The 24,105-nt window shown below is 65.0% G+C and carries 20 protein-coding genes; 11 read left to right on the top strand and 9 right to left on the bottom strand.

Annotated features, from left to right (window positions below; translation table 11 throughout):
* Window positions 1-154 precede the first annotated feature (154 nt).
* Window positions 155-967: a tetratricopeptide repeat protein gene (locus FY036_RS23035; RefSeq protein WP_148917026.1), complete on the top strand. Its 813-nt coding sequence runs from the start codon at window positions 155-157 to the stop codon at window positions 965-967.
* 128 nt (window positions 968-1,095) lie between these two features.
* Window positions 1,096-1,260: a hypothetical protein gene (locus FY036_RS23990; protein ID WP_201744843.1), complete on the top strand. Its 165-nt coding sequence runs from the start codon at window positions 1,096-1,098 to the stop codon at window positions 1,258-1,260.
* 215 nt (window positions 1,261-1,475) lie between these two features.
* Here FY036_RS23990 and trmB read toward each other — a convergent pair whose 3' ends face one another.
* The 6 genes from trmB to FY036_RS23065 all read right to left on the bottom strand — a co-directional run bounded on the left by trmB (window position 1,476) and on the right by FY036_RS23065 (window position 7,224).
* A complete protein-coding gene (gene trmB / locus FY036_RS23040; RefSeq protein ID WP_148917027.1) occupies window positions 1,476-2,174 on the bottom strand; it encodes a tRNA (guanine(46)-N(7))-methyltransferase TrmB in 699 nt (232 codons plus the stop codon).
* 62 nt (window positions 2,175-2,236) lie between these two features.
* Entirely contained in the window at window positions 2,237-3,532 is a 1,296-nt protein-coding gene (metK, locus tag FY036_RS23045; RefSeq protein ID WP_407941201.1) for a methionine adenosyltransferase, read from the bottom strand.
* Between the two features lie 117 nt (window positions 3,533-3,649).
* Window positions 3,650-4,054, bottom strand: coding sequence for a helix-turn-helix domain-containing protein (locus FY036_RS23050; RefSeq protein WP_148917029.1), 405 nt, complete (start codon window positions 4,052-4,054; stop codon window positions 3,650-3,652).
* Window positions 4,055-4,171: 117 nt separating this feature from the next.
* Window positions 4,172-5,782: an apolipoprotein N-acyltransferase gene (gene lnt / locus FY036_RS23055; protein WP_201744844.1), complete on the bottom strand. Its 1,611-nt coding sequence runs from the start codon at window positions 5,780-5,782 to the stop codon at window positions 4,172-4,174.
* A gap of 81 nt (window positions 5,783-5,863) precedes the next feature.
* The gene (locus tag FY036_RS23060) at window positions 5,864-6,766 is read right to left on the bottom strand and encodes a CHAD domain-containing protein (protein WP_161601188.1); all 903 of its coding nucleotides are present in this window, start codon (window positions 6,764-6,766) and stop codon (window positions 5,864-5,866) included.
* Window positions 6,763-7,224, bottom strand: a complete 462-nt coding sequence (locus FY036_RS23065; RefSeq protein WP_148917169.1) for a CYTH domain-containing protein — start codon at window positions 7,222-7,224, stop codon at window positions 6,763-6,765. The genes FY036_RS23060 and FY036_RS23065 overlap by 4 nt, the downstream gene beginning before the upstream one ends.
* A 182-nt stretch (window positions 7,225-7,406) precedes the next feature.
* Between FY036_RS23065 and FY036_RS23070 the strand changes: the two genes are divergently transcribed.
* The 4 genes from FY036_RS23070 to FY036_RS23085 all read left to right on the top strand — a co-directional run bounded on the left by FY036_RS23070 (window position 7,407) and on the right by FY036_RS23085 (window position 12,004).
* Window positions 7,407-8,768, top strand: coding sequence for a cytochrome ubiquinol oxidase subunit I (locus tag FY036_RS23070; RefSeq protein ID WP_148917032.1), 1,362 nt, complete (start codon window positions 7,407-7,409; stop codon window positions 8,766-8,768).
* Between the two features lie 70 nt (window positions 8,769-8,838).
* Window positions 8,839-9,843: a cytochrome d ubiquinol oxidase subunit II gene (locus FY036_RS23075; RefSeq protein WP_148917033.1), complete on the top strand. Its 1,005-nt coding sequence runs from the start codon at window positions 8,839-8,841 to the stop codon at window positions 9,841-9,843.
* A 90-nt stretch (window positions 9,844-9,933) separates the two neighbouring features.
* On the top strand, window positions 9,934-11,349 hold the full coding sequence (locus tag FY036_RS23080) for a sensor histidine kinase (protein ID WP_148917034.1): 1,416 nt from the start codon (window positions 9,934-9,936) through the stop codon (window positions 11,347-11,349).
* On the top strand, window positions 11,342-12,004 hold the full coding sequence (locus FY036_RS23085; RefSeq protein ID WP_235897775.1) for a response regulator: 663 nt from the start codon (window positions 11,342-11,344) through the stop codon (window positions 12,002-12,004). Before FY036_RS23080 ends, FY036_RS23085 begins: the two co-directional genes overlap by 8 nt.
* Window positions 12,005-12,020: 16 nt before the next feature.
* On the opposite strand, the gene FY036_RS23090 is transcribed toward FY036_RS23085, so the two are convergent.
* On the bottom strand, window positions 12,021-12,542 hold the full coding sequence (locus FY036_RS23090; RefSeq protein ID WP_148917036.1) for a hypothetical protein: 522 nt from the start codon (window positions 12,540-12,542) through the stop codon (window positions 12,021-12,023).
* A gap of 95 nt (window positions 12,543-12,637) precedes the next feature.
* Between FY036_RS23090 and FY036_RS23095 the strand changes: the two genes are divergently transcribed.
* On the top strand, window positions 12,638-13,222 hold the full coding sequence (locus FY036_RS23095) for a hypothetical protein (protein WP_148917037.1): 585 nt from the start codon (window positions 12,638-12,640) through the stop codon (window positions 13,220-13,222).
* Window positions 13,223-13,421: 199 nt separating this feature from the next.
* Here FY036_RS23095 and FY036_RS23100 read toward each other — a convergent pair whose 3' ends face one another.
* Window positions 13,422-16,784, bottom strand: coding sequence for a class I SAM-dependent DNA methyltransferase (locus FY036_RS23100; protein ID WP_235897776.1), 3,363 nt, complete (start codon window positions 16,782-16,784; stop codon window positions 13,422-13,424).
* Window positions 16,785-17,075: 291 nt separating this feature from the next.
* Between FY036_RS23100 and FY036_RS23105 the strand changes: the two genes are divergently transcribed.
* The 3 genes from FY036_RS23105 (at window position 17,076) to FY036_RS23115 (ending at window position 22,547) form a co-directional block, all read left to right on the top strand.
* A complete protein-coding gene (locus FY036_RS23105; RefSeq protein ID WP_148917038.1) occupies window positions 17,076-18,707 on the top strand; it encodes a BCCT family transporter in 1,632 nt (543 codons plus the stop codon).
* A 54-nt stretch (window positions 18,708-18,761) separates the two neighbouring features.
* Window positions 18,762-20,570 (top strand): translation elongation factor 4, encoded by a 1,809-nt coding sequence (lepA, locus tag FY036_RS23110; RefSeq protein ID WP_148917039.1) that lies wholly within the window; start codon window positions 18,762-18,764, stop codon window positions 20,568-20,570.
* Between the two features lie 450 nt (window positions 20,571-21,020).
* On the top strand, window positions 21,021-22,547 hold the full coding sequence (locus FY036_RS23115; RefSeq protein ID WP_148917040.1) for a GNAT family N-acetyltransferase: 1,527 nt from the start codon (window positions 21,021-21,023) through the stop codon (window positions 22,545-22,547).
* Between the two features lie 114 nt (window positions 22,548-22,661).
* Here the strand turns inward: FY036_RS23115 and FY036_RS23840 are convergent, their stop codons facing one another.
* Window positions 22,662-22,871 carry a hypothetical protein gene (locus FY036_RS23840; protein WP_161601189.1) on the bottom strand — a complete coding sequence of 70 codons (210 nt, stop codon included), beginning with the start codon at window positions 22,869-22,871 and terminating at the stop codon, window positions 22,662-22,664.
* A 370-nt stretch (window positions 22,872-23,241) separates the two neighbouring features.
* Between FY036_RS23840 and FY036_RS23125 the strand changes: the two genes are divergently transcribed.
* A complete protein-coding gene (locus FY036_RS23125) occupies window positions 23,242-24,075 on the top strand; it encodes a hypothetical protein (protein WP_148917041.1) in 834 nt (277 codons plus the stop codon).
* The last annotated feature ends 30 nt before the right edge of the window (window positions 24,076-24,105 follow it).

Consider the following 24,105-nt stretch of genomic DNA (forward strand, 5'->3'; position numbering starts at 1 on the left):
TGCCGCTCGCCTTTTAGCCAGAACGCAATCTTGGGTTGGTGCCCACACCGCTGGGCGCGATTGCCGCCTTAACCCTCCGTTAGGGTTAACAGACTATTGCTCGTCTCCGAATCCATACCTTCAGGCCGGACAGTTAAAGGGAGACCGGGCGCCGATGTTGATCAACCGCGACACGAACGCGACGGGAAAACGCATCTGCGGCGCAACCGTCGCCCTCATCGCCGCGCTCGCCCTCGCCGGCTGCGCCAAGAGCCAGCTCACCACGGGTTCGATCAGCCGCGACACGGGCGCGCCGGTCGCCAACATGTCGTCGCAGCAGCTTGCCTCTCAGGCCGATTCGCTGGGCAAGGCCTATACGCGCAACCCCAAGGACATGAACGTGGCGATGAGCTACGCGTCGGTGCTTCAGATGAACGGCCGCACCGACCAGTCGCTGGCCGTCATGCGCAAGCTCGCCATCGACTACCCGCGCGAGCGGCAGGTGCTGGCCGCCTACGGCAAGGCACTGGCCTCGGCCGGCGAGCTGGAGCCCGCGCTCGACGCCGTGCGCCGCGCCCAGACGCCCGAATATCCAGACTGGAAGCTCGTCTCGGCCGAAGCCGCCATCCTCGACCAGCTCGGCAAGTCCGCTGAGGCCCGCGCGCTCTACCGCCGCGCGCTCGACATGAAGCCCGGCGAGCCGTCCATCCTGTCCAATCTGGGCATGTCGCACGTGCTGGAAGGCGACCTCAAGACGGCCGAGACCTATATGCGGCAGGCATCCGAGGCGCCGGGCGCGGACAGCCGCGTGCGCCAGAACCTCGCCCTCGTCGTCGGCCTTCAGGGCCGCTTCCAGGAGGCCGAGCAGATCGCCACCCGCGAGCTTTCGCCTGAGCAGGCGCAGGCCAACGTCGCCTATCTGCGCTCCATGCTCGCCCAGCAGAACGCGTGGAGCCAGCTTCGCGACGAGGAAACCAACACGAACTGACCGGCCGTAACGGTCTCTTAATGCTGCATTGCACAAAGCGCATGGAAGCCATGTAAAATCAGGGCTACCGCTACGACATCGGGCCACCTATCTGTGTTGCATCGCACAACGCGAAAGAGGCAACAACGATGTCCAAGAGATCATTCACCCGGGGAATCGGCGAATTCTTCGATATTTTCGGCAGCGCGATCGCCGTTTCGGCCGCCACGCGCGAACACCGCGCCCCGCGCGATGCCGACCTGCAGCGGCTGGGTATCGACCCGGTCCAGTTCCGCGAGATCAAGCGCTTCTAGCGTTCGGTCTGTTCCGGCTTCCATCGAAAGTGCTGGATCGTCTTTGGCGCCCGCAAGGGTGTGTGGACATCTAGCGACCGCAGGCGGCGTCGATCGGCCTTGAGCCTCGAACGCGTCGCCTGACGGTCAGGCGGGCATCTTGCCCGCACAAGCAGCCGGCCCGTCTCCCGCAGGGGTGAGACGGGCCGGTTTTGCTTGTTCAGCCTTACGGCTTCTCAATCCCGCAAAAACGTCAGGTACGCCGGCCTGCGCCCCTCGCGCATCGCCTTGGCCTCGTAGCGCGTGCCGGGCCACGCCTCGTAGGGCGTATGCCAGTCGAGCGGCGAATGCGCCTGCCATGCGAAGGCCCGATGTGCGCGGCACGCCAGCAGCGTCCAGTTCACATAGGTGTCGATGTCGGAAGCGAAGCGGAAGCGTGCGCCCGGCTTCAGCACGCGCGCGAACCGGTCGAGGTTGACGGCGCTGACGAAGCGCCGCTTCCAGTGCCGCTTCTTCGGCCACGGATCGGGATAGAACAGGTCGATCCCGTCCAGCGAGGCCTCCGGCAGCCAGTCGAGCAGCCGCGTCGCGTCGTCGTCGTGCAGGCGCAGGTTGGGGCGCGGCTCGGCGTCCAGTTGCGCCACCAGCTTCGCCATGCCGTTGACGAAGGGCTCCACGCCGATGAAGCCGGTGCCGGGAAAGCGCCCCGTCTCGTGATGCAGGTGCTCGCCGCCGCCAAACCCGATCTCCAGCCTCACGCCGTCCACCGGCACGGCAAAAAGCGTCTTCAGGTCGATTGGGGCGGGTGCGTCGAGGTCCAGCTTCAGCGCCGGCAGCAGGCGCGCCATCGCATCCGCCTGCGCAGAGCGCAGCGTCTTGCCGTGGCGGCGGCCGAAGAAGGCCTCCGTCGCGCGCGTGCGCCGCTCTTCAGCCATCCTCGATACTCCGTATTGCAACGGGCGGCCCGAAGGCCGCCCCTCATGCCTTGTAGCCGCGATCAGGCCGCGATGGCTTCCTTGAGCGCCTTGACGAGGTCCGTCTTCTCCCAGGAGAACGAACCGTCGCGGCCCGGCTTGCGGCCGAAATGGCCGTAGGCGGAGGTGCGCGCATAGATCGGCTTGTTCAGGTCGAGATGCTTGCGGATGCCGCTCGGCGACAGGTCCATCACCTTGCGCACGGCGTCCTCGACCTGCTCTTCCGTCACGCCCTTGCCGGTTCCGTACAGGTCGACATAGACCGACAGCGGCTGGGCGACGCCGATGGCGTAGGCGAGCTGGATGCTGCAGCGGTCGGCCAGCTTGGCTGCGACCACGTTCTTGGCCAGATAGCGCGCGGCATAGGCGGCCGAGCGGTCCACCTTGGTGGTGTCCTTGCCCGAGAACGCGCCGCCGCCATGCGGGGCCGCGCCGCCATAGGTGTCGACGATGATCTTGCGGCCGGTGAGGCCCGCGTCGCCGTCCGGTCCGCCGATGACGAACTTGCCCGTCGGGTTGATGTACCAGTTGCAGTCGTCGGCGATCTTCAGGTCGCCCAGCGCCTCGCGGATGTAGGGCTCCACGACCTTGCGCACCTTCTTGGAATCCCAGCTCTCATCCATGTGCTGGGTGGAAAGCACGATCGAGGCGACCTCGGCGGCCTTGCCGTCCTTGTAGCGCACCGTCACTTGGCTCTTGGCGTCGGGGCCGAGCTTGCCCACGTCGCCCTCGCCCTTGTGGCGGGCGGCCGAAAGCAGCTCGAGGATCTTGTGGCTGTAGTAGATCGGCGCCGGCATGAGGTCGGGCGTCTCGTTGCAGGCATAACCGAACATGATGCCCTGGTCGCCGGCGCCTTCCTCGCCCTGCCTGTCGGAAGCGTTGTCCACGCCCTGCGCGATGTCGGCCGACTGCGGGTGCAGCAGCACGTCGATCTTGGCGTTCTTCCAGTGGAAGCCGTCCTGCTCGTAGCCGATGGCGCGGATAGCCTTGCGCGCGGCCGACTTGAACTTGGAGGGGTTGATGACCTTGTTGCCGTTCTTGTCGGTCTTGAACAGCGATTCGGGGATGCGCACCTCGCCCGCGATCACGACGCGGTTGGTGGTCGCCAGCGTTTCGCAGGCGACGCGCACCGTCCAGGGGTCGACGCCGGTCTTCTTGGCCTCGCGATAGACCAGATCGACGATCTCGTCCGAGATGCGGTCGCAGACCTTGTCGGGATGGCCTTCCGAAACGGATTCGCTGGTGAAAAGGTAGTTCTGGCGTGACACGGGTATCCCCTCTTGAAAGAAAAAGCCGGAACTATCCGGCTCAGGCGGCAATTTGTTATCTGTGCGCGCCTTGCCCCGTCAAGCAAACAAACGCATGCGTCGCCATGCGCATATGGAATTATATGCGCTTGACCCCACACCGTGGTCGGTCGGTGGATTTGTGTTGGCTCAGTCTTCGTCGGCCAGCGCGCGCACCAGATCGATGATCCTGCTCCTGACCTTCGGGTCGGAAATCCGCACGAAGGCGCGGTTGAGCCGCAGCCCCTCCGTACTGGACAGGAAATCGACCACGTAGGTCGTCGCGCTTTCTTCCGAGAGCCCTTCGACCTTGGCTCCGCCCGGCGCATCCTCGAAGAAGAAGGCCACCGGCACTTCGAGGATGGAGGCGATGGCCTGAAGCCTGCTCGCGCCCACGCGATTGGTGCCCTTCTCGTATTTCTGGATTTGCTGGAAGGTGATGCCGAGGTTCTCCCCCAGCCTCTCCTGGCTCATGCCCAGCATGTTTCTGCGCAAACGGATGCGGCCACCGACATGGATGTCGATCGGGTTGGGTTTCTTCTTGTTTTCCAACATTTCTTTCCTCGCCGCTGCCAGTCAAGGCTGCTCTTCTGTCAATCCTTCACCGGGACGGTTTGGCTGGTTCCCCCATCGACCCAGCATTTGCGAATCCCTCGGCATACGGCGCGTACACTATGAATCTCTAATATACCTACTGTCAATCGGCTCCCGAGCAGCAATCAGGCTGATCGTCGCAGCCCAAAGGCCGAAGATCGCGAGCAACGCGAGCCCGACCAGATGAGGAGCCGCAATTGCGGCGATCTTCTGGCGCGGCACGGCCACGTCCAGCACGCCCACCGCGTCGATCGCGAAGGCGTCGACGATGCGGCCATAGGCGTCCACAACGCCCGAGATGCCGTTGTTGGCGGCGCGCACCAGCGGCCGTCCGGCTTCCACCGCGCGGATCTGCGCCTGCCTGAAATGCTGGTAGGGGCCGGGCGTGTCGCCGAACCAGGCGTCGTTGGTCACGTTGAGGATCAGGTCGGCGTCGGCATCGCCATTGCCCGCGATGCCGGGAAAGATGATCTCGTAGCAGATGAAGGGCAGCGCGCGCACGCCGTTCACCGTCTCTATGGCGCGGCGCGGCCCGCCGGGCGAGAAGGCCGATACCGACTGCACCAGCTGCCGCATGCCCAGCCTGCCCAGCAGATCCGACATAGGCAGGTATTCGCCGAACGGCACCAGCCGCACCTTGTCGACCGCGTCGTAGGTCTCGCCCTCGGCGTTGATGGCCACGACGGCGTTGTAGTAGCGGCCGGACGATCCCTGGCTTTCGCCCTCCACGCGCACCGCGCCGACCAGCAGCACCTGCCCCTCCTGCACAAGCTCGCCCAGCGCCACCAGCGCGTCGGCCCGCTCGGTCAGGATGAAGGGCACCGACGTTTCCGGCCACACGATCATGTCGGGCTGCGGCGCGCCATCCGCCGGCGGCCGGGCGGAAAGGTCGAGATAGGTGGCGAAGATGCGGTCGCGCACCGTGTTGTCCCACTTCTCGCTCTGGTCGATCGAGGGCTGAACGACGCGCACGTTGACGAGGTCTTCCGTGGTCTCCGGCGCCGACGAAAGCCGCCACGCGCCGTAGCCGACATGCGCGGCGACGAGCGCCAGCGCCATCGCCAGCCCGGCGCGCCTGCCCCGGCGCGCGGCCAGCAGCGCCGGCATCGCGAAGACGAAGACCGCCAGCGCGTTCATGCCGGCCATGCCGACCACGCCCACAGACTGCATCAGCAGCGGCACGGGCATCGCCGCCTGGCCGATGGCGTTCCACGGAAAGCCGGTCAACACGAAGGTGCGCAACCATTCGACGAGGCCGAAGGCGAAGGCGAGCGCGGCGATCCGCGCGATGCCGTCGCTCCACAAGAGCCGCGCGATGAGGGTCGCGACGCCGTAGAACACGGCCAGCAGTGCAGGCAGCCCGAAGACGGCGAAAGGCAGCGCCCAGGCGAACAGCTCGGCTTCCACCAGAAGCGCGTTGCCGGTCCACCACAGCCCTGCGAGGAAATAGCCGAAGCCGAACCACCAGCCGATCATGAACGGGCGCAGCATGCGGCGCAAAAGCCGCTCGCCGACGGGGCTTGCGGCGCCGTCGAGCAGCCATACCAGCACCGGGAAGGCTATCAGGCAGGCGGCGAAGAAGTCGAAGGGCGGCTGGCCAAGCGCAGCAACCGCGCCGGCAATAAATGCGGCTCCGGCCCTGCGCCATCCCCACAGCAATATGATCTTGCCGGCAAGGCGCTCCATCAAGTCCCCGGAATAGCGCGAATCAATACCAGAGACGTTCTATCAGGCGGGTGTTTCGGCTCCAAATCCAACCTTGCACCGGCCTCACGCCGCCAGCTTTGCTGCAGCCTTGCGCATCCGCCTGCGCAGCCCGTCCGGCCGGCTTTGAAGCAACTTCTTCGCCTGCGGCAGCGCCGCGGCGGCAAGCGCCTTCGCCTCCTTCTTCAGGAGCCTGTCGAAGGCGCGCGTATCGAGGTCGGCCGGCGGGCCGAGCGTGCCCCGCGCCACCGCTTCGCGCATCACGTGGATGTCGTTGAGCTCGCCCAGACGCTCGCCCAGCGCCTCCACCGCCTCGCGCCTTTGGCCCACGCCGCGCAGGCCGAACGCCCGCAGCAGGCCCAGCTGCGCCCAATGCGCCTTCACCGCCTTGCGCAGTTCGTGGAAATCTTCCGCCTCGCCGTCCTTGCCTGCGGCCTCCAGCGCCTTCTTCCAGTGGCGCAGCGTCCGCTCCATGCCTTCGGCCAGCACCGCGTCGTCCGAAAGCTTCTCGTCGAACGCCAGTCCCCGCAGTTCGTCGCGCGCCTCGATGCACAAAGCGCTCGCCTCGCCGCGCGCTTCGTCCAGTCCGGCCCCGGCCTGCGCGCATCGCGCCAGAAGGTGGCACCGTATCTCGCCCAGCCTGCAATCGACGATCCTGTCCGGATGGGCCGCGATCAGGCGCTCCAGCGTCTCGACGGCGGCGGTCGCCTCCCGCGAGCCTGCGATCGCGCGCGCGGCATCGCGAAACCGGTGCTCCTGCACCTTCAGCGACTTCGGCTCCGCGGCACGCACCAGCCGCAGCAGCGCGCGCAGCTTCTTGAGCGCCTTGCGCGCCTCGTGCAGGCCCCGCCGGTGGTCGGCAGCATTCAGATGCACGGCCACCGCGTCGCACGTCTCCTCCACGATGCGCCCGAACTCGTCGCGCAGCTTGCGTGCCGGGTCGATGCGGAAGGCGGGTGCGGGCTTCACCGCAGCCCCCTCAGGGCGAGCGAGAGGTTGTAGAACCCCTCCTCGCCCGTCACCTCGCGCCCCAGCCATGCGGGCAACTCGTCGTCGGCCACCTCGTCCGCCGTCTCCAGCTCGGCGATCACCAGCCCGTCCAGCGCGCCGGCGAAGCTGTCGACCTCGTAGACCCGCCCGCGATGGACCACCTCGCGCCGGGTCTTGTCGATCACGTTGCCGATGGCGAAGCGTTGCATGTCGCGCGCGTCTTCCACCGGTATCGCATATTCGAACTCGTCGCGCTCCCGCGCCGCGCCGCCGAACTTCACGGTCAGCTTCGCCTTCGCGTCGTCGGCAATCCGCACCCGCACCGAGCGCGCCTCGCCGGTGGCTACGTAGAACTGGGTGATGGCCACGCCCGCGCCCGCATCGGCGCGCCAGGCGGAGCCGTTCACCAGAAACTTGCGCTCGATCTCCTTGGCCATGGCGACATCAAAGCCCGACTTTAAATGCCGCGCAAGCCGCACGCCGCCCGGGCGGTCCCGCCTGCCCGCTGCGCCAGCCTGCCGCACCGCGACACTCCGCCCCTGCGACAGGGCGCACTTTGACCCTTCGCGCCGCGCGGCCTATCTTGCATCCGGGAGTAGCAAGGAGCCGGAAACCGGACATGGACGCACTGATCCTTTCCCGCCTGCAATTCGCGGCAAACATCTCCTTTCACATCCTGTTTCCAACCATCACCATCGCGCTCGGCTGGGTGCTGCTGTTCTTCAAGCTGCGCTACAACGCCACCGGCGACACGGCCTGGATGCGCGCCTATTTCTTCTGGGTGAAGGTTTTCGCGCTCTCCTTCGCGCTGGGCGTCGTGTCCGGCATCACCATGAGCTTCCAGTTCGGCACCAACTGGCCGGGCTTCATGGAGACGGTCGGCAACATCGCCGGCCCCCTTCTCGCCTACGAGGTTCTCACCGCCTTCTTCCTGGAGGCCGTTTTCGTCGGCATCATGCTGTTCGGCTTCCGCCGCGTGTCCAACCGCATCCACACGCTGGCGACCTTCCTCGTCGCCTTCGGCACGACGCTGTCGGCCTTCTGGATTCTCGCGCTCAACTCGTGGATGCAGACGCCGGCCGGCTTCGAGATGCGCGACGGCGTCGCCTACGCGCTCGACTGGTGGGCGATCGTCTTCAACCCCTCCTTCCCCTACCGCCTCGTGCACATGCTGCTGGCGTCCGGGCTCACCGTCGCCTTCCTCATCGCCGGCATGTCTTCCCTGCGCTATCTCAAGGGCGACCGCTCCGAATCCATGTGGAAGGCTTTGCGCACCGGCGTCTTCCTTGGCGCCGGCCTCATCCCGCTGCAGATCCTCGCCGGCGACATGCACGGCCTCAACACGCTCGAGCACCAGCCCCAGAAGATCGCCGCCATGGAGGCCAACTGGGAAACGCGCGGCAACGTCCCGCTCGTCCTGTTTGCCTGGCCCGACGAGGAAGCGCGCGAAAACCGTTTCGAGATCGCCATTCCCAACGGCGCCAGCCTGATCCTCAAGCACAGCCTCGACGGCGTCGTGCCCGGCCTCAACGATTATGTCGGCGAGCATCCGCCGGTCGCGCCTGTATTCTGGGGCTTCCGCATCATGGTCGGTGTAGGCATGGCCATGCTCGCGCTGTCATGGGTGACCAGCTTCTTCCTCATCCGCCGCGCGCAGATGCCGAAGCTTCTCGCCTACGCCTACGCCCCGATGGCATTCTCCGGCTGGGTCGCGACGCTCGCCGGCTGGTACACCACCGAGATCGGCCGCCAGCCATGGCTGGTTACGGGCGTGCTGCGCACCGAAGACGCCGTCGGTCCCGTCGCCGCCTCCCATGTCGGCTTCACGCTCGCGGTCTATGTCGTGCTCTACGTCGTGCTGATGATCGTCTATCTCAGCGTGCTCACCTATCTGGCGCTCAAGGCCGCAGAAGACGGCGACCAATCCCCGCTCCCTGGCGTCGAAGACCGTGCGCTGGCCCAGCCCATGGCGGGGGAGTGAGGGACATGCTTGTGGCAGCCACCCCCCTCTGGCCTGCCGGCCATCTCCCAATCAGCAAGGAAGCTGCCCCATGACCCTCGACTGGCCGTTCCTTCTGCCGCTCATCTTTGCCGGGCTGATGGGCCTGTCGATCCTGATCTACGTCATCCTCGACGGGTTCGACCTCGGCATCGGCATCCTCTTTGCCATGGCCGACGAGCAGGAGAAGGACACGATGATCGCGGCCATAGGCCCGTTCTGGGATGCCAACGAGACGTGGCTGGTGCTGTCGGTGGGCCTGCTGCTGGTGGCGTTTCCCATCGCGCACGGCGTCATCCTCACCGCGCTCTACCTGCCGGTTTTCGCGCTGCTGGTCGGGCTCATCCTGCGCGGCGTGGCGTTCGATTTCCGCGCCAAGGTGCCGGTGCACCGCAAGCACCGCTGGGATTTCCTGTTCTTCGCGGGTTCGCTCACCGCCTCGCTGGCGCAGGGCTACATGCTGGGCGTCTACGTGCTGGGGCTCGACACCGGGTTCGCGGCCTTCGGCTTCGGCGTTCTGGTGGCGCTGTGCCTGGCCGCTTCCTACGCGGCAATGGGCGCGGCATGGCTGATCTACAAGACCGAGGGCGACCTCCAGCGCAAGGCGGTGCGCTTCCTGCGCTCGGCGCTCGTCTTCACCGCCGTCGGCATGGTGGCCGTGTCGCTGGCCACCCCGTTCGCCAGCCCGCGCATCTTTGAAAAATGGTTCACCTGGCCCGACATGGCGCTGCTGTCGCCGCTGCCGGTCATCACGGGCGTGGCCTTCCTGGGCCTGTGGCTGCTCACCTTCCGCCTGCCGGCCAAAGGCGACCGCCACGCGCTCACCCCGTTCCTCACGCTGGCCGCCATCTTCGCGCTCGGCTTCGCGGGGCTCGCCTATTCGTTCTACCCCTATGTGGTGCCCGACCGGTTCACCCTGTGGGAGGCCGCATCGGCCACCGAAAGCCTCGGCATCATCCTCGTCGGCACGGCCTTCGTGCTGCCGGTCATGATCGGCGCGTCCTTCTACGTCTACAGCGTCTTTTCCGGCAAGGCCGGCGACCTGCGGTACGATTGATAATATCTGACGGGATGTCAGACCAAGGTCCGGCCCTCCTCGCTCCTTTGTCCGATTGCGGGCGGCATGGCCGAGGTTTAGCATCCAGCCATGCTCCACTCGTCGCGTCTCGCCTGGCTGCGCACCGTTCGGGACCGGTTTACCGCGCTCGACCTGCGCGCGCAGTTCGCCATCGCCGGGAGCATCGTCGCCGCGACCGCGATGCTGGCGATCGGCAACTGGGTCGCGGCCCGCATTTCGGTCGATCTCGTGGAAGCGTCCGCTGTGGCGAGCGCCCGTTACATGGACAGCTTCATCGCCCCTCTCGCCCAGGAGCTTGCCGAACGCGACACGCTGTCCATCGGCCCTATCCGAGCAATCGAGGAGATTCTCGAAAGCGAGGCGCTGAGGGGCCGCGTCGTCTCGATCAAGCTTTGGAAGCCGGACGGAACGCTGGCCTACGCGCAAGACCTGTCGCAGGTCGGGCTCAGGTTCGAACCGGGCGAAAGCCTGCGCGCCGCGTTCGCCGGGGCGACCGTCACCGAGCTTGACCGGCTCGAAGACGCCGAAAACGCCCGCGACGCGAGGCTGGGTATCCCGCTGCTGGAGATATACAGCCCGATCAGGGCGGCCTGGAGCGGCAACGTCATCGCGGTCGCGGAGTTTTACGAGAACGCCACCACGCTTGCGGCGGAGGTCAACCGCGCGCGCCTGCAGGGCTGGGCGGTCACCGGGCTGGCCACGTTGGCGATCGGGCTGGCGCTTTTCGGCGTCGTCCACCGGGGCGAACGCATCATCACGCAGCAGCGCAAAGCCCTGGCCCAGCGCTTCGCCGACATGAAGGCGCTCGCCGAGCAGAACAACCGCCTGCGCCGGCGCGCCGAAGACGCCTCGCGTCGTGTGGTGGAGATCAACGAGGCCAATCTGCGCCGCGTGAGCGCCGACCTCCACGATGGCCCGGCGCAACTCGTCGGCTTTGCGTCGATGCGTCTTGCGGCGGTGCGCAGCGGCCGCACGTCGCGAAGCGGCGAGGCGCTGACGGAGGTGGCCGAGGCTCTGTCGAAGGCTATGGACGAGATACGCGAAATCTCGCGTGGCCTCGTACTGCCCGAGCTCACCCACCTCGACCTTGGAGGCACCGTCGAGCGCGCCATCGACTCGCACGAGATGCGCAGCCACTCGACTGTCGGGCGCGATCTGCACCTCCAGCAGATCGATGCCGCGCCCGCCCTGAAGATATGCGCCTACCGTTTTGTGCAGGAGGGTCTGAACAACGCCTGGAGGCATGCCGGCGGTGGCGACCAGCGCGTTGCGGGCGGCTTGCGCGATGGGCGTCTGTATCTCTCCATCCGCAATCCTGTGCCGCAGCCCGCCGACCCGGCGCGTGAACCGGCCCAGGGCATGGGGCTTCCGGGGCTGCGAGAGCGTGTCGAAAGCCTGGGGGGCACGCTGCGCTTCGAGATCGATGGCAGCGAGGCGCTTCTTGCGATGGATATCGAGCTGCGAAAGGACGCCGCAAGTGGCTAGCGACAGACAGACCATCCGCCTGGTGGTGGTCGATGACCATCCCATCTACCGCTCCGGCGTCATCGCTACCCTGCGAGACTACGACGACATCGCTGTCGTCGGTCAGGGCGCCTCGGCGAGCGACGCGATCGAGCTCATGCGCACCGCAAGGCCCGATGTGGCTCTTCTCGACATTTCGATGCCCGGCAACGGCGTCGCGGCGGTAGGCGCGATACTGGCCGAGAAACCCGACGCCCGGGTGGTGATGCTCACCGTCTCCGAAGACGACGACGACGTGATGAACGCACTGAAGAACGGCGCGGCCGGCTACGCGCTCAAGGGCATCGGCGGCGACGACCTCATCGCCATAATTCGCGACATCCATGCCGGCGAGACCTATGTCTCGCCCAAGCTTGCCGGACGGTTGCTCAAGCAGGGCCAGTCGCGGGCAGGCCATGGTCCGGGCGATGCGCTGGACCTTCTGTCGCCGCGTGAGCGAGGCGTGCTCGACCTCCTTTCGGACGGGCTCAGCAACAAGGAGATCGGGCTGCGGCTGGGCCTTCAGGAAAAGACCGTCAAGCACCATATGACGCAGATCATGCAGAAGCTGCGGGTGCGCAACCGCGTCGAGGCCGCGGTGTTCGCCCGCCTGCGCCGCGAGCGCCTCGGGCCTTGAGCGCGGCGGCGGGCGCTCAGCGCCGGGCCGCCTCCATCCGCTGGAAGTCGAGGCGGCTGGCCGCGCGGCCCACCACCTGCCTTCCCTGGCCGTCGAAGAGCCCGTAGCGGCCGTTGGAGATCACTTCGCGCCAGCCGTCGCTGTATTGCAGCTCTATCGACGATCCGCTGGTGCGGGAGCGTGCCACGGAGCCGAAGGCGTCGAGCGCGCTCTTGAACCGGCTTACGGCATCGTTGCCCGCACGGTCGTCGCCCGACCGATGACCCGATCGCCCGCCGCCATCATCCTCTCCATCCGAATCTCGGCTGCCCGAATTGTCGCCGTCCCCATCGCCAGAACCGTCCGAGCCATGGCCGGAGTTGTCGCCGTCCCCATCGCCGGAGCCGTCCGAGCCGTGTCCGGAACCATCCCCTCCGTCGCCGTCCGAACCGCTGCCGCTTTCCGCGTGAGCGGGATGCGCAGTGGCAAGGAGGGCCAGCGGGACGCCAGCTCCCAGGGTCACCGCCAGCACGACTGCAAGGCCCTTGATCGTGTTCATGCGCGTATCGATTGCCCGATCTCCGGTTGGGTGGGCGTTCGGCTGCCACCATCCTAGCGCCGAAGCGCGCCGCCGTCATGGGACCAAGGTCCGACGTGACGGCGGCGCAAGTCCATGGTGGCGCTGCCGGCCTATCGGTCGCCATGCCCCTGGTCGGGCGTTCCGTCGTCATCGGGCGAATTGCCGGATGCGCGCGGCCGGTCCCCTCGCCCCTGGTCGGGCGTGCCGTCATCATCCCCGGAGCCACCCGTACCCGGCGCGTCGCCCGGGCCCTGGTCCGGCGTACCGTCGTCGTCCGTCGAACCACCACCGCCGCCGCCGCGATCGTCACCGCCTCGGTCGTCACCACCTCTGCCGCCGTGGTCGTCACCACCACGGTCGTCACCGCCTCTGCCGCCGTGGTCATCGCCGCCGCGGTCATCGCCGCCTCTGCCGCCGTGGTCATCGCCGCCGCGGTCATCGCCGCCATGGTCGTCACCACCGCGGTCGTCTCCGCCATGGTCATCGCCGCCGCGGTCGTCTCCGCCGCCGCGGCCGCTGTTGCCGCCGTCATCGCTGCCATGCGCGTATGCGCTCGACCATTTGAGCGCCGGAACGCCGTTCTGCATCGAGAGCGCAACCGGCATCGCCGCAATCGCGATTGCCGCGCCCAGCGCGCTGGTGCGCAAAAGTCTGCTTGAAAGTTCTTTCATGACACGGTCCTCTCTTGTCGGTCGGGTGATCCGGATCGATCACCTGGCGCGAGACAAGACCCGTCAGCGTCGCAAATCCATCCGTCCGGGACCTCTGCGCGGGCGGTTCAGACCTCCTCGGCCAGCACGCGCGACCATGGTCCGATATTTTTCCGGCACGGCCGGCGACCTGTGGTCCGGTTGAGGCTCAGGCGGCGCGGCGCGCGGTGAATTTGCCGTCAGGCAGCGCGGTCACGCGGCCGTAGCGCGCCAGCGTGACCAGAACCTGCCCGACGCGCGCCTCGATACGCTTGCCCCCGCCCTTGAACGCCCGGGCGATCGCGCCGGCGTCCATGGCACCGGCATTGGCGGCCAGAAGCGCCTCGATGGCCAGTGGCTGTTCGTGGCGATCCTTGGGAAAGACCGGCTTGCCCGCATCAATCGCCACCACGGTCTCGCCCAGGTCGAGCTCTCCGGTCCTGGCCTTGGCGCCCTTGGCGAAGCGCGGCACCTGATAGTCGGGCCGCAGCCAGCGCACATGGCCGTCTGCCTCCTCACGCGCGCGCTCGGCATTCAGCGCCACCAGCCGCTCCAGAATCTGCTCGTCCGACAAGTCCTCCGGCCAGCCATAGGCCTGCGCCGTCAGCCGGTCGATCGTCTCGTGCAGTTCCTTGAGGATCAGCACCAGCCCGCGCTCCTTCACATCCTCGTCCTTGTCGGTCAGCTCGGTTCCCGCCTTCAGCTTTTCGAGCACGTTGTAGAGCCCCGTCAGCGTCAGATCGGGATGGTCGGCCAGCACCTTCTTGCGCAACGCATCCAGTTCCTCGCCTGCGTCGCGGAGTTGCTGGCGCAGATCTTCCGAGGGATCAGGGAAGGGGAAGGGGTCGAAGCAGCGCGATTTTGAATAGCGCGGGTCGTTGCCATAGCCGAGCCAGCCACCCATGACCGGTGCCCAACTCGTATGGATACGGCTCGACAGAATTGCCAGCGTGGCAGCGTCGGCATCGGCGACTACAACGATCATGTTGTCGGCCATCACCGACGCGTTCAGAAACTGAAAGACACGGTGCTTCGTCGTCTCGACCGTTGCGATGTAGCGCGGAAGCCCTTCTAAGGCTGGGCGCAAATCCTTCCGAGGCTCCCCGAATATCCACCAATTGTCTTTGTAGCTCTGCCGCGCGTTCCATTCTCGGCCAAGCTTGCGACCGTCTTTGTCTACACGTGGCTGCCCGTTTTCTTCGAGGTCGTATCGTACGCGTTCCATCAGATGCTGATACACCTCCGGAAATCGATGCCGCAGGTCCGAGGCTGACAATCCGAACAGATCGATGACCATCGCGTTTCGGGACCGCGCGGTCAGATCGCGCCCGTTTCGGTATTCGCGGATATGGTGCTCCAGCCCGTCGATGCGGCCGAGACCGAGATGCTTCGCTTGCGTAGGCGTGATGATGAAGCCAGCGCCCATCAATTGGACACCACGCGAACTAAGGCCGCGAGTCGCCTGCAACCCCTCTGCCCGTGTGAGGTTCAATCCAACGGATAGGTCAGAATTAACCGCACCCGTCCGCCCCACATACTCGATCAGCGGTTCGTCGCTGCCCAGCCCATCCTCGCGCGTCGTCTCCAGCAACAACCCATTGCGCTTGCCCGCTTCGCCGACCGTCATGGCGATCCGCACGGCGGCGCTGTCCTTGGTCGCCTTGGTCCATGGATGGTCCGGAATGGCGTAGATCAGGCTGACAGGCTTCTTGGCCGTCAGGTGCCGCTCCATCACCCGGCGCTGGAACACCTGGCTGATGGAGTTGGTCGTCACCAGTCCGAAGCGCTTGAGCGGCGTCTTCTTCGCCGTCAGCAGTTCGGCCGCGCGGTCCCACCAGTACATGACGAAATCCGCACTTTCGTTCATGTGCTTGTGAACCCGCCACAGCGTCTCGACATAGCCTCCGCCCAGCCGCGAGCGCAAATCCTTGCCGCCCATGAACGGCGGGTTGCCCACGATGAACTCCGCGTCCGGCCAGTCCGGGCGGCGCGCATTCGGATAGGTCTCCGCCCGCTTGCCGTCCTGGTCCACCACCGTCGGCACGGGATAGCCGTCCCATGTCAGCACCGCGTCATACCCTTCGCGGCGGCCGAAATTGATGTTCCTGAACGCCTTCAAAATCGGCTCGGACGGGTGCCCGTCGCGCGTGCGGTAGTGCTGTTGCAGATAGCCGATCCAGACGACCAGTTCGGCAATAGCCGCCGCGCGCGGGTTCAGCTCAAGCCCCAGAAACTGGTGCGGGTCGACCGTCTCGCGCTCGAGCCCGAGCGATTCCGGCACGCCCAGCCGCGCCAGCGTTTCCAGCACCTCGCCTTCCAGCTTCTTCATCAGTTCAAGGCTGACATAGAGGAAATTGCCCGTGCCGCACGCCGGGTCCAGCACCCGCGTCGTGCAAAGCTGGTGGTGGTAGCCACGCACGATGGCGACGGCCTTGTCCTCGTCGCCGCTTTCCTTGGCATCTTCCGCTTGGGTCAGCGCCTTTTGCCAGTCGGCCCGCAACGGTTCCATCACCGTCACTTCCACCAGACGCTGCACATAGGCGCGCGGCGTATAGTGCGCGCCCAGCTTGCGGCGCTCGCCGGGCTCCAGCGCCTGTTCCAGCAGCGTGCCGAAAATCGCCGGATCGACCTCGGTCCATTTCGCCCTTGCCGCTTCCAGCAACTCGCCGATTTCCTCGCGGCCGAGCGGGAAGGCGCGCGCTTCCTTGAACAGATTGCCGTTGAAGTGACGCAGGCGCTCCTTGAAGGCCGAGAAGAAGCGCTTGTCCTGCGCCGGCTCGTCCATCTTCGCCCACAATTCCTCGATCATCGGCAGGAAGGCTGCGGGCGAGGCGATGCAGTCGGAGAGAAGCTCGGTGAACTTGCCCCTCGGCAGGAGGTCGACGTCCTCGGCGAACATCGTGAAGATGCATCGCATCAGGAAATGCGCGACCTCTTCGGGCGGGTGCTTTTCCTCCAGTGCCTTGCTCACCTCCGCCAGCCGCTTGGCGATCGCACGCGTGACCCGTGCCGCTTCCCTGGCCGGATCGAGGCTCGACGGATCGGTGAAGATCGTCGCCAGCAGCGCGCGGATTTCCTCCCGGCGCAAATCCTCCATATAGATGCGGAAGCCCTTGCGGTCGGGAAACTGGCCGTAGGCGCGGCCGGTGCCGGTGAAATCGGCGAAGATTTCGAACGCGTGGCCGACATCGCATGTAATCAGGAAGGGCGGGGCCGGGTGGTCGGCGTCGAGCAGGAAGACATATTCCTCCGCCTGCCGCCGCGCATTCTGCATCATCACGTCCCAGCCGCGAGCGATCGAGCGACGGCCCAGCGTTTCGGGTTCGTCGGGCAGCATCGTCAACTGGCCGGGCAGCGCGTTCTTGCCACCGGGCAACCGCGACTGCTTGGCCTCGAGGATAAAGCAGCCCTTCTTGTAGAGATCGATGCGCTTCGACGAGGCGATCTCGTCGCTCGCCCGCCGCTTCACCGCGCGCTCGAAGACATAGTCGTTGGCCGCGCGCTCCGCGCCAGCCGGGTCCGGGCGCTCCACGCCGATCACGTCGCACAGTTCGACAGGAACATCTGGTAGTTCGCGCGTTCCGCGCCGCCTTCGCGCGCCGTCCAGCGCTGGATAAAGGTTTCTACGTCCAACAATCTTCCCCCGGCCTCGCCGTGTGCGCACTCAACCACGCCCTGCCCGCGCGATCAACGGCGCGGTCGCCACGCCAATAGTGGCGAAAATTGGAACGTTTCGGAGCCGGTCCTGTTTAGCCAAAGGCGGGGCGCGCCCGGAAAGGCTCGTGGCGTGTCCCGCCGGCGTATTTTATTGAGGGGACATTTCATGGCAAACGAAGTCGAGACCCGCAGGCTGGGGCCCTTTCCCCATGTCAGCGTTCCGGTCTTTTCCATCTCCGCAGCGCTGATACTGGGGTTCATCCTGTTCGGCGCCTTCTTCACCGAGACCGCCGGCCTCATCTTCGAGGGCGCGCAGAGCGGCATCGCCGATTATTTCGGCTGGTTCCTCATCCTCACCGTCAATCTGTGCATCGTCGCGTGCCTCTATCTGGCGCTCGGGCCCTACGGCATGATCCGGCTGGGCGCGCAGACCGAGAGGCCGCAATACGGCATCTATTCGTGGACGGCGATGATGTTTTCGGCCGGCATCGGCATCGGCCTGCTCTACTGGGGCGTGGCCGAACCGCTCTACCACTATCTCGCGCCGCCCATCGGCGAAGCCGAGACGGTCGAGGCGGCCGAGCAGGCGATGGTGCTGTCGTTCCTGCACTGGGGCATCCACGGCTGGGCGGTCTACTGCGTGGTCGGCCTGTCGCTCGCCTATTTCCACTACCGCAAGGGCCTGCCGCTGTCGGTGCGCTCGGCGCTCTATCCCATCATCGGAGAGCGCATCTACGGGCCGTGGGGACATGCCGTCGACATCCTGGCCGTGTTCGGCACCATCTTCGGCATCGTCACCTCGCTCGGCCTCGGCGTCATGCAGATCAATGCCGGCCTCGACAACCTGTTCGGCGTCGGCAACAGCCTCGTCATCCAGCTGGCGCTGATCGCGGGCATCACGGCGCTTGCGACGATGTCGGTCATGCTCGGCCTCGACAAGGGCATCAAGACGATCAGCAACATCAACATCACGCTGTCCTTCGTGCTTCTGGCCTTCGTGCTGGCGGTGGGGCCGCTGCTCTTCATCCTCAACTCGTTCGTGGAGAATGTCGGCAACTATCTCGACCGCTTCATCTACTTCTCGTTCTGGTCGGAGGCGTATTCCGGCACCGAATGGCAGGTCGACTGGACGCTGTTCTACTGGGCGTGGTGGATTTCGTGGGCGCCGTTCGTCGGCATCTTCATCGCGCGCATCTCGCGCGGGCGCACGGTGCGCGAGTTCGTGCTGGGCGTGCTGCTCATCCCGTGCTTCATCCTGTTCTTCTGGTTCACGGCGTTCGGCGGCACGGCGCTCAACATGGAGCTGACGGGCGATCCCGGCCTGGTCGCCGCCACGCAGGAAGACTACGGCAACGCCATCTTCCGGCTGCTGGAGTTCTTTCCGTTCACCCCGCTCGTCACCGGGCTGGTCATCGTGATGATCGTGATGTGGTTCGTCACCTCGTCGGATTCCGGCTCCTTCGTCATCGACATGCTGACGGCCGGCGGCCATTCCGACCCGCCCAAGATCCAGCGCCTGTTCTGGTCGGTGTCGGAAGGCGCGATCGCGGCGATCCTGCTTGCGGCGGGCGGCCTGTCGGCGCTGCAGGCGGCGGCCGTGGTGGCCGGCTTCCCCTTCGCCTTCGTCATCCTCGTCATGCTCTACGGGCTGATGCGCGGCCTGTCGCGCGACCACCTCGTGCTCTACCGCTACGAGCAGTGGTACGCGACCGAGCAGGAGGCGGAGGCCAACCTGCCGAAGGCCTACAAGGACGAGCACGCGCTCGAAGGCCCGCCCGAGGTGGCCAAGGGCGACTGACCCTCTCATGCGCGGCGCTTGTTAACCCTCGCGCCCCCTGCTAAAGCGCCGCGCATGAAGACACCGCTCTCCCACATCCGCAATTTCTCCATCGTCGCGCATATCGACCACGGCAAATCCACGCTGGCCGACCGGCTCATCCAGATGACCGGCTCGCTGGAGGAGCGCGAGATGAAGGACCAGGTGCTCGATGCCATGGACATCGAGCGCGAGCGCGGCATCACCATCAAGGCCAATACCGTGCGCCTCGAATACAAGGCGAAGAACGGCGAGGACTACGTCCTCAACCTCATCGACACGCCCGGCCACGTCGATTTCGCCTACGAGGTCTCGCGCAGCCTGCGCGCCTGCGAAGGCTCGCTGCTGGTGGTCGACGCCTCGCAGGGCGTCGAAGCGCAGACGCTCGCCAACGTCTACCAGGCCATCGACGCCGATCACGAGATCGTCGTGGTGCTCAACAAGATCGACCTGCCCGCCGCCGAGCCCGACCGCATCAAGGAGCAGGTAGAGGAGGTCATCGGCCTCGACGCGTCGGAAGCCGTGATGATCTCGGCCAAGACCGGCATCGGCATCGAGGACGTGCTGGAAGCCATCGTCCACAAGCTGCCCGCGCCCAAGCATGGCGACCGCGACGCGCCGCTCAAGGCGATGCTGGTCGATTCATGGTACGACGTCTATCTCGGCGTCATCGTGCTGGTGCGCGTCATCGACGGCACGCTGAAAAAGGGCCAGCAGGTGCGCATGATGGGCACCGGCGCGAAGTACGGCATCGACCGCGTCGGCGTCATCACGCCCAAGATGGTCATGGTCGACGAGCTCGGCCCCGGCGAGATCGGCTTCATCACTGCCTCCATCAAGGAGGTGGCCGACACCCGCGTCGGCGACACCATCACCGACGAGCGCCGCCCGACCGCCGAGCCCCTGCCCGGCTTCAAGCCGGCCCAGCCCGTCGTCTTCTGCGGCCTGTTCCCGGTCGATGCGGCCGACTTCGAGGATCTGCGCGCCGCCATGGGCAAGCTGCGCCTCAACGACGCCTCGTTCTCGTTCGAAATGGAAACGTCGGCTGCGCTCGGCTTCGGCTTCCGCTGCGGCTTCCTCGGCCTGCTCCACCTCGAGATCATCCAGGAGCGGCTGGAGCGCGAGTTCGACCTCGACCTCATCGCCACCGCGCCTTCGGTGGTCTACCAGCTTCACATGACCGACGGTTCCATGAAGGATCTGCACAACCCGGCCGACATGCCCGACGTGGTCAAGATCGAGCATATCGAGGAGCCGTGGATCAGGGCGACCATCCTGACCCCCGACGACTATCTCGGCGCGATCCTCAAGCTCTGCCAGGAGCGGCGCGGCATCCAGGTCGACCTCAGCTACGTCGGCAAGCGCGCCATGGCCACCTACGACCTGCCGCTCAACGAGGTCGTGTTCGACTTCTACGACCGCCTCAAGTCGATCTCCAAGGGCTACGCCTCGTTCGACTACCAGCTCACCGACTATCGCGAGGGCGACCTCGTGAAGATGTCGATCCTCGTCAACGAGGAGCCGGTCGACGCGCTCTCCATGCTCGTCCACCGCTCGGCCGCCGAAAAGCGCGGCCGCGTCATGTGCGAAAAGCTCAAGGACCTGATCCCCAAGCACATGTTCAAGATCCCGATCCAGGCGGCCATCGGCGGCAAGGTCATCGCCCGCGAAACCATCTCGGCGCTGCGCAAGGACGTGACGGCCAAGTGCTACGGCGGCGACGTGACCCGCAAGCGCAAACTTCTGGAAAAACAGAAGGAAGGCAAAAAGCGCATGCGCCAGTTCGGCAAGGTGGAGATACCCCAGGCGGCGTTTATTGAGGCGCTGAAAATGGGGGATGGCTAACTTTGTTGCATCACCCACCCACGACCGTTGATCCTGACAGAATAATGGTCTTAAGCATCGCAACCCCATTCGTGCAGCAGATATTGAGTGGCGACAAAACTATCGAACTCCGTCGCCGGTTTCCGACAGTGGACCAACCGCAAAAGGCGCTGATCTATTCATCAAGGGTTGACAAGGCGTTGGTGGCGACATGCTCGATTGCATCAAGCGTGATGCTTGATATTGAGGAAATTTGGTTACGCCACCAAAATTCTGTCGGAATTGGTCGCGAGGAATTTGAGCGCTACTTCAGAGGTCTAGCTGCTGGATACGCAATAAGACTAGCGTCGGTGTCCCCCCTCTCTGAGCCGGTCCCCTTGGAAATCTTGCGGGAACGATGGCAGTTTACGCCTCCTCAATCGTACTGTTATGCTCCAGCGCATTTATATAAGCGCGCTATAGGGGCAAAGATTGCACATTCTTATTGATACTAATGTCGTCTTTGGGCTCGAAGATAACACGCCGATAAAGGCAACTTTTGCCCGTTTTTTTCGTCTTTGCAGTCTATATGGTATTCGGTTGTTCATTTCGGATGCCACGTTCCGCGACATAGAGAACGATAGGGACGAGGGCCGCAGGCGCGCCACCCTCTCCAAACTTGAGAAATATCAACGCCTAGGTCCAGTTCCGTCCCGATTTCTCGACGAAGTATCGGCGGATCTTCCTCCTGACAGTCGGCGGAATAGCACAATCGACTCGCATTTCTTGGCCGCATTAACGGCAAATGCGGTGGATTTCCTCGTCACTCAAGATGACGGTATCCATCGTCGTGCGTCGCGATCAGGTATCGTTGATCGCGTGCTTTTCGTTCCCGATGCAATACGAATAATAGAGAAGAAATTCGAACCCAATACCGTAAAGCTTCCGTACATCTCGCACAAAAAGGCCTATGAGCTAGACATTCGCGCAGAGATATTCGACTCCCTCAGAGAGGGTTACCCCGAATTTGACGACTGGTTTGTAGAGAAGTGTCAGCGGGCTCAGCGAGACTGCTGGGTAATTGAGGTCGACGAGGAAATTGTCGGCATTGTAATCTATAAAGTAGAGTCAAGTGGTGCGACCGATGCGCTGTCGACGGGGTCAAAATTTCTTAAACTCTGCACTTTTAAGATGAGCCCCTCCTATCGTGGCGAGAGATTTGGCGAGCAGCTTCTTAAGCAGGCTCTCTGGCACGCCGCTTCCAATGCATTCGATGTTATCTACATTACTGCGTTCGAAGATCAAGCTGTACTTATAAACCTGCTGAATCATTTTGGCTTTCGTATCACTTATAGAAACAAGAGAGGTGAGTTCGTTCTTGAAAAATCGATCTCTAAAGACGTAAATAAGCCGAAAGATATGCTGCCGCTTGAGGCAACGCTTATCAACTACCCAAGATACTATCACGGAAAAGAAAACTCGAAATTCGCTGTTCCTATACAAGGAGACTATTTCGATCGGTTGTTTCCCGAAAACGATGGCAAGCGGCAGGGCGAGCTATTTAGGCCGGGAGAGCTATCGACCCCCATGCTGAATCAGAAGCGGATACCGGGGAATACGATTAGGAAAGTCTACGTCTGCCGTTCGAATTCGGAGCGCGTGCGACCGGGCGACGTCATTGTCTTTTATAAATCGCAACGCGAGGGCGACGATCATTCACAATGCGCGACGACATTGGGGGTGGTAGAGGGCTATTCAGAGGCATTGACGCGGGATGAGTTGGTTAAGATGACCTCCAAAAGGTCTGTCTTCTCGGATGAATTCCTTGGCGACATGTTCAACGACAACACGTCGCCTGTTAAAGTCTTGGACTTCCTTTTGATAGGGCATTTCCAAACACCAATTCCATTACACCGCCTTGTCGATTTTGGAGCTGTAAAATCGGCACCTCAGTCGATTGCGCATATTCCTGACGAAGCATTTGAATCTATTATCCAGGCTGGCCATTTAAAGCCGTAGGGACGGCTTCGGCATTGGATTTGCCCAAATTAGCCAATTCAGCCAATCTCCTCCCATAAAATCCTTCTCCGCCACCGACCCCAAGAATCGCTTCGGCAACCTCCTCGACATGGCTCAATCCGAGCCCGTCCGCATCACGCGCCATGCCGCGATGTCGCCATCGTCATGTCGCCGGGCGAGTTCCGCCGCCTCGCCGCAGCCGCGCGCGGCAAGGTCAATCCCGCCGTCGAGTGCCTGCATGCCGAGAGCGCGAAGCGATGGGCTGGCGTCTACGCGGCGCTGGCGAAATAGCGCACCCCTTTCCTGAAGAAGGCGGAGAGACAAACGCCCCCTCCACCACTTCGTGGTCCCCCTCCCCCGTAAACAGGGGAGGAACCCAGGTCGCGGGCGGCCGCAACGCCGATACCTATACCTGATGGGAGAGGTGCTTCGGTGGAGGAAGTCCGCAACGCGGATCCTCCTCCGTTTACGGGGGGTCCGAAGGACGGGCGAGACAAGCGGCTCGCCCTGAAGGACCACGAAGTGGTGGAGGGGGCGTTCAGATACGGAAGCGGGGACGCCGCCACGGTCGGCAGTCGAGCCAACGCACGGACGTAAGGCAGAAACCCGACTGCCCTCCCCATCATCCCCTCCATCTATCCACCCCCATCCAACCTCGCCTCACAATCCCGCCAGCGAACCGGAGAAGGCGGCGATGGACTGGAACAGGGCGATCGAGAGAAACCGGGAGGCGCTGGGGCGCGTTCTGGCGATGCTCGTCGCCATGGCCGGGCTGGCGGCGGGGCAGTCGAAGACCGCCGGTCCGCAGTCGGGGTCGACACCGGCTGCCGGTGGCCCGCCCGATTGCCGATTGCCGAGCGCCGACTGCCGCCCCACCCTGCCCCGCCATCTCCACCGCGCCGTGCTGCGGCTGCTGCGTCCGGCCGAGTCGGCCGCGCGGCGGCTCATCATCGTCATGGCGCGCGAGTTGCCTGATCCTGAGCTGCGAGGGCAGAGCGCGGGCCTCGAAGGGCAGCGCGGGACTGAACCCCACCCGCCGGCCCACAGCCATAAAGCGCGCCTCGCCCGGCGCAGGCACCGCGACGAGGCGGGCCGGCGCAAACCCGTTCCCGCTTTGCCGCTGTTCGATCCGCTGCCCCGCTGGCGGGCCACGCGGCGGTCGGCCTCCCCCGGCGTGCCGCGCATCTCGCTTCCCGGCTACACCGTGCCGGCGCCCATCGCCCCGCGCCTTGCGCCCATGCCGCACGATGCCATCGACGCGGCGCGTCTGGGCCAGCGCCTGCACGCGCTTGAAGCCGCGCTCGACGACCTGCCCGGCCATGCGCGCCGCTTTGTCCGCTGGCGGGCGCGGCGCGATGCGGGTGCCCGGCGCGGTGTAGCGCGGCGTGTGTGGCCGCTGCGCCCGGGCAGGCCGCCCGGCTGGCGCAGGCCCGGATTGAGCAGGCGGGGCGGCCACGAAATCCACGTCCTTCTGGACGATCTCCACGGCGTCGCCCTCATGGCCATGGAGCGCGCCGACACCTCCTGACGGTTCGCGCCCGCCGGGCATCGCCCAGCG

It is taken from the genome of Neoaquamicrobium microcysteis (assembly GCF_008180155.1).
Taxonomy (GTDB): domain Bacteria; phylum Pseudomonadota; class Alphaproteobacteria; order Rhizobiales; family Rhizobiaceae; genus Aerobium; species Aerobium microcysteis.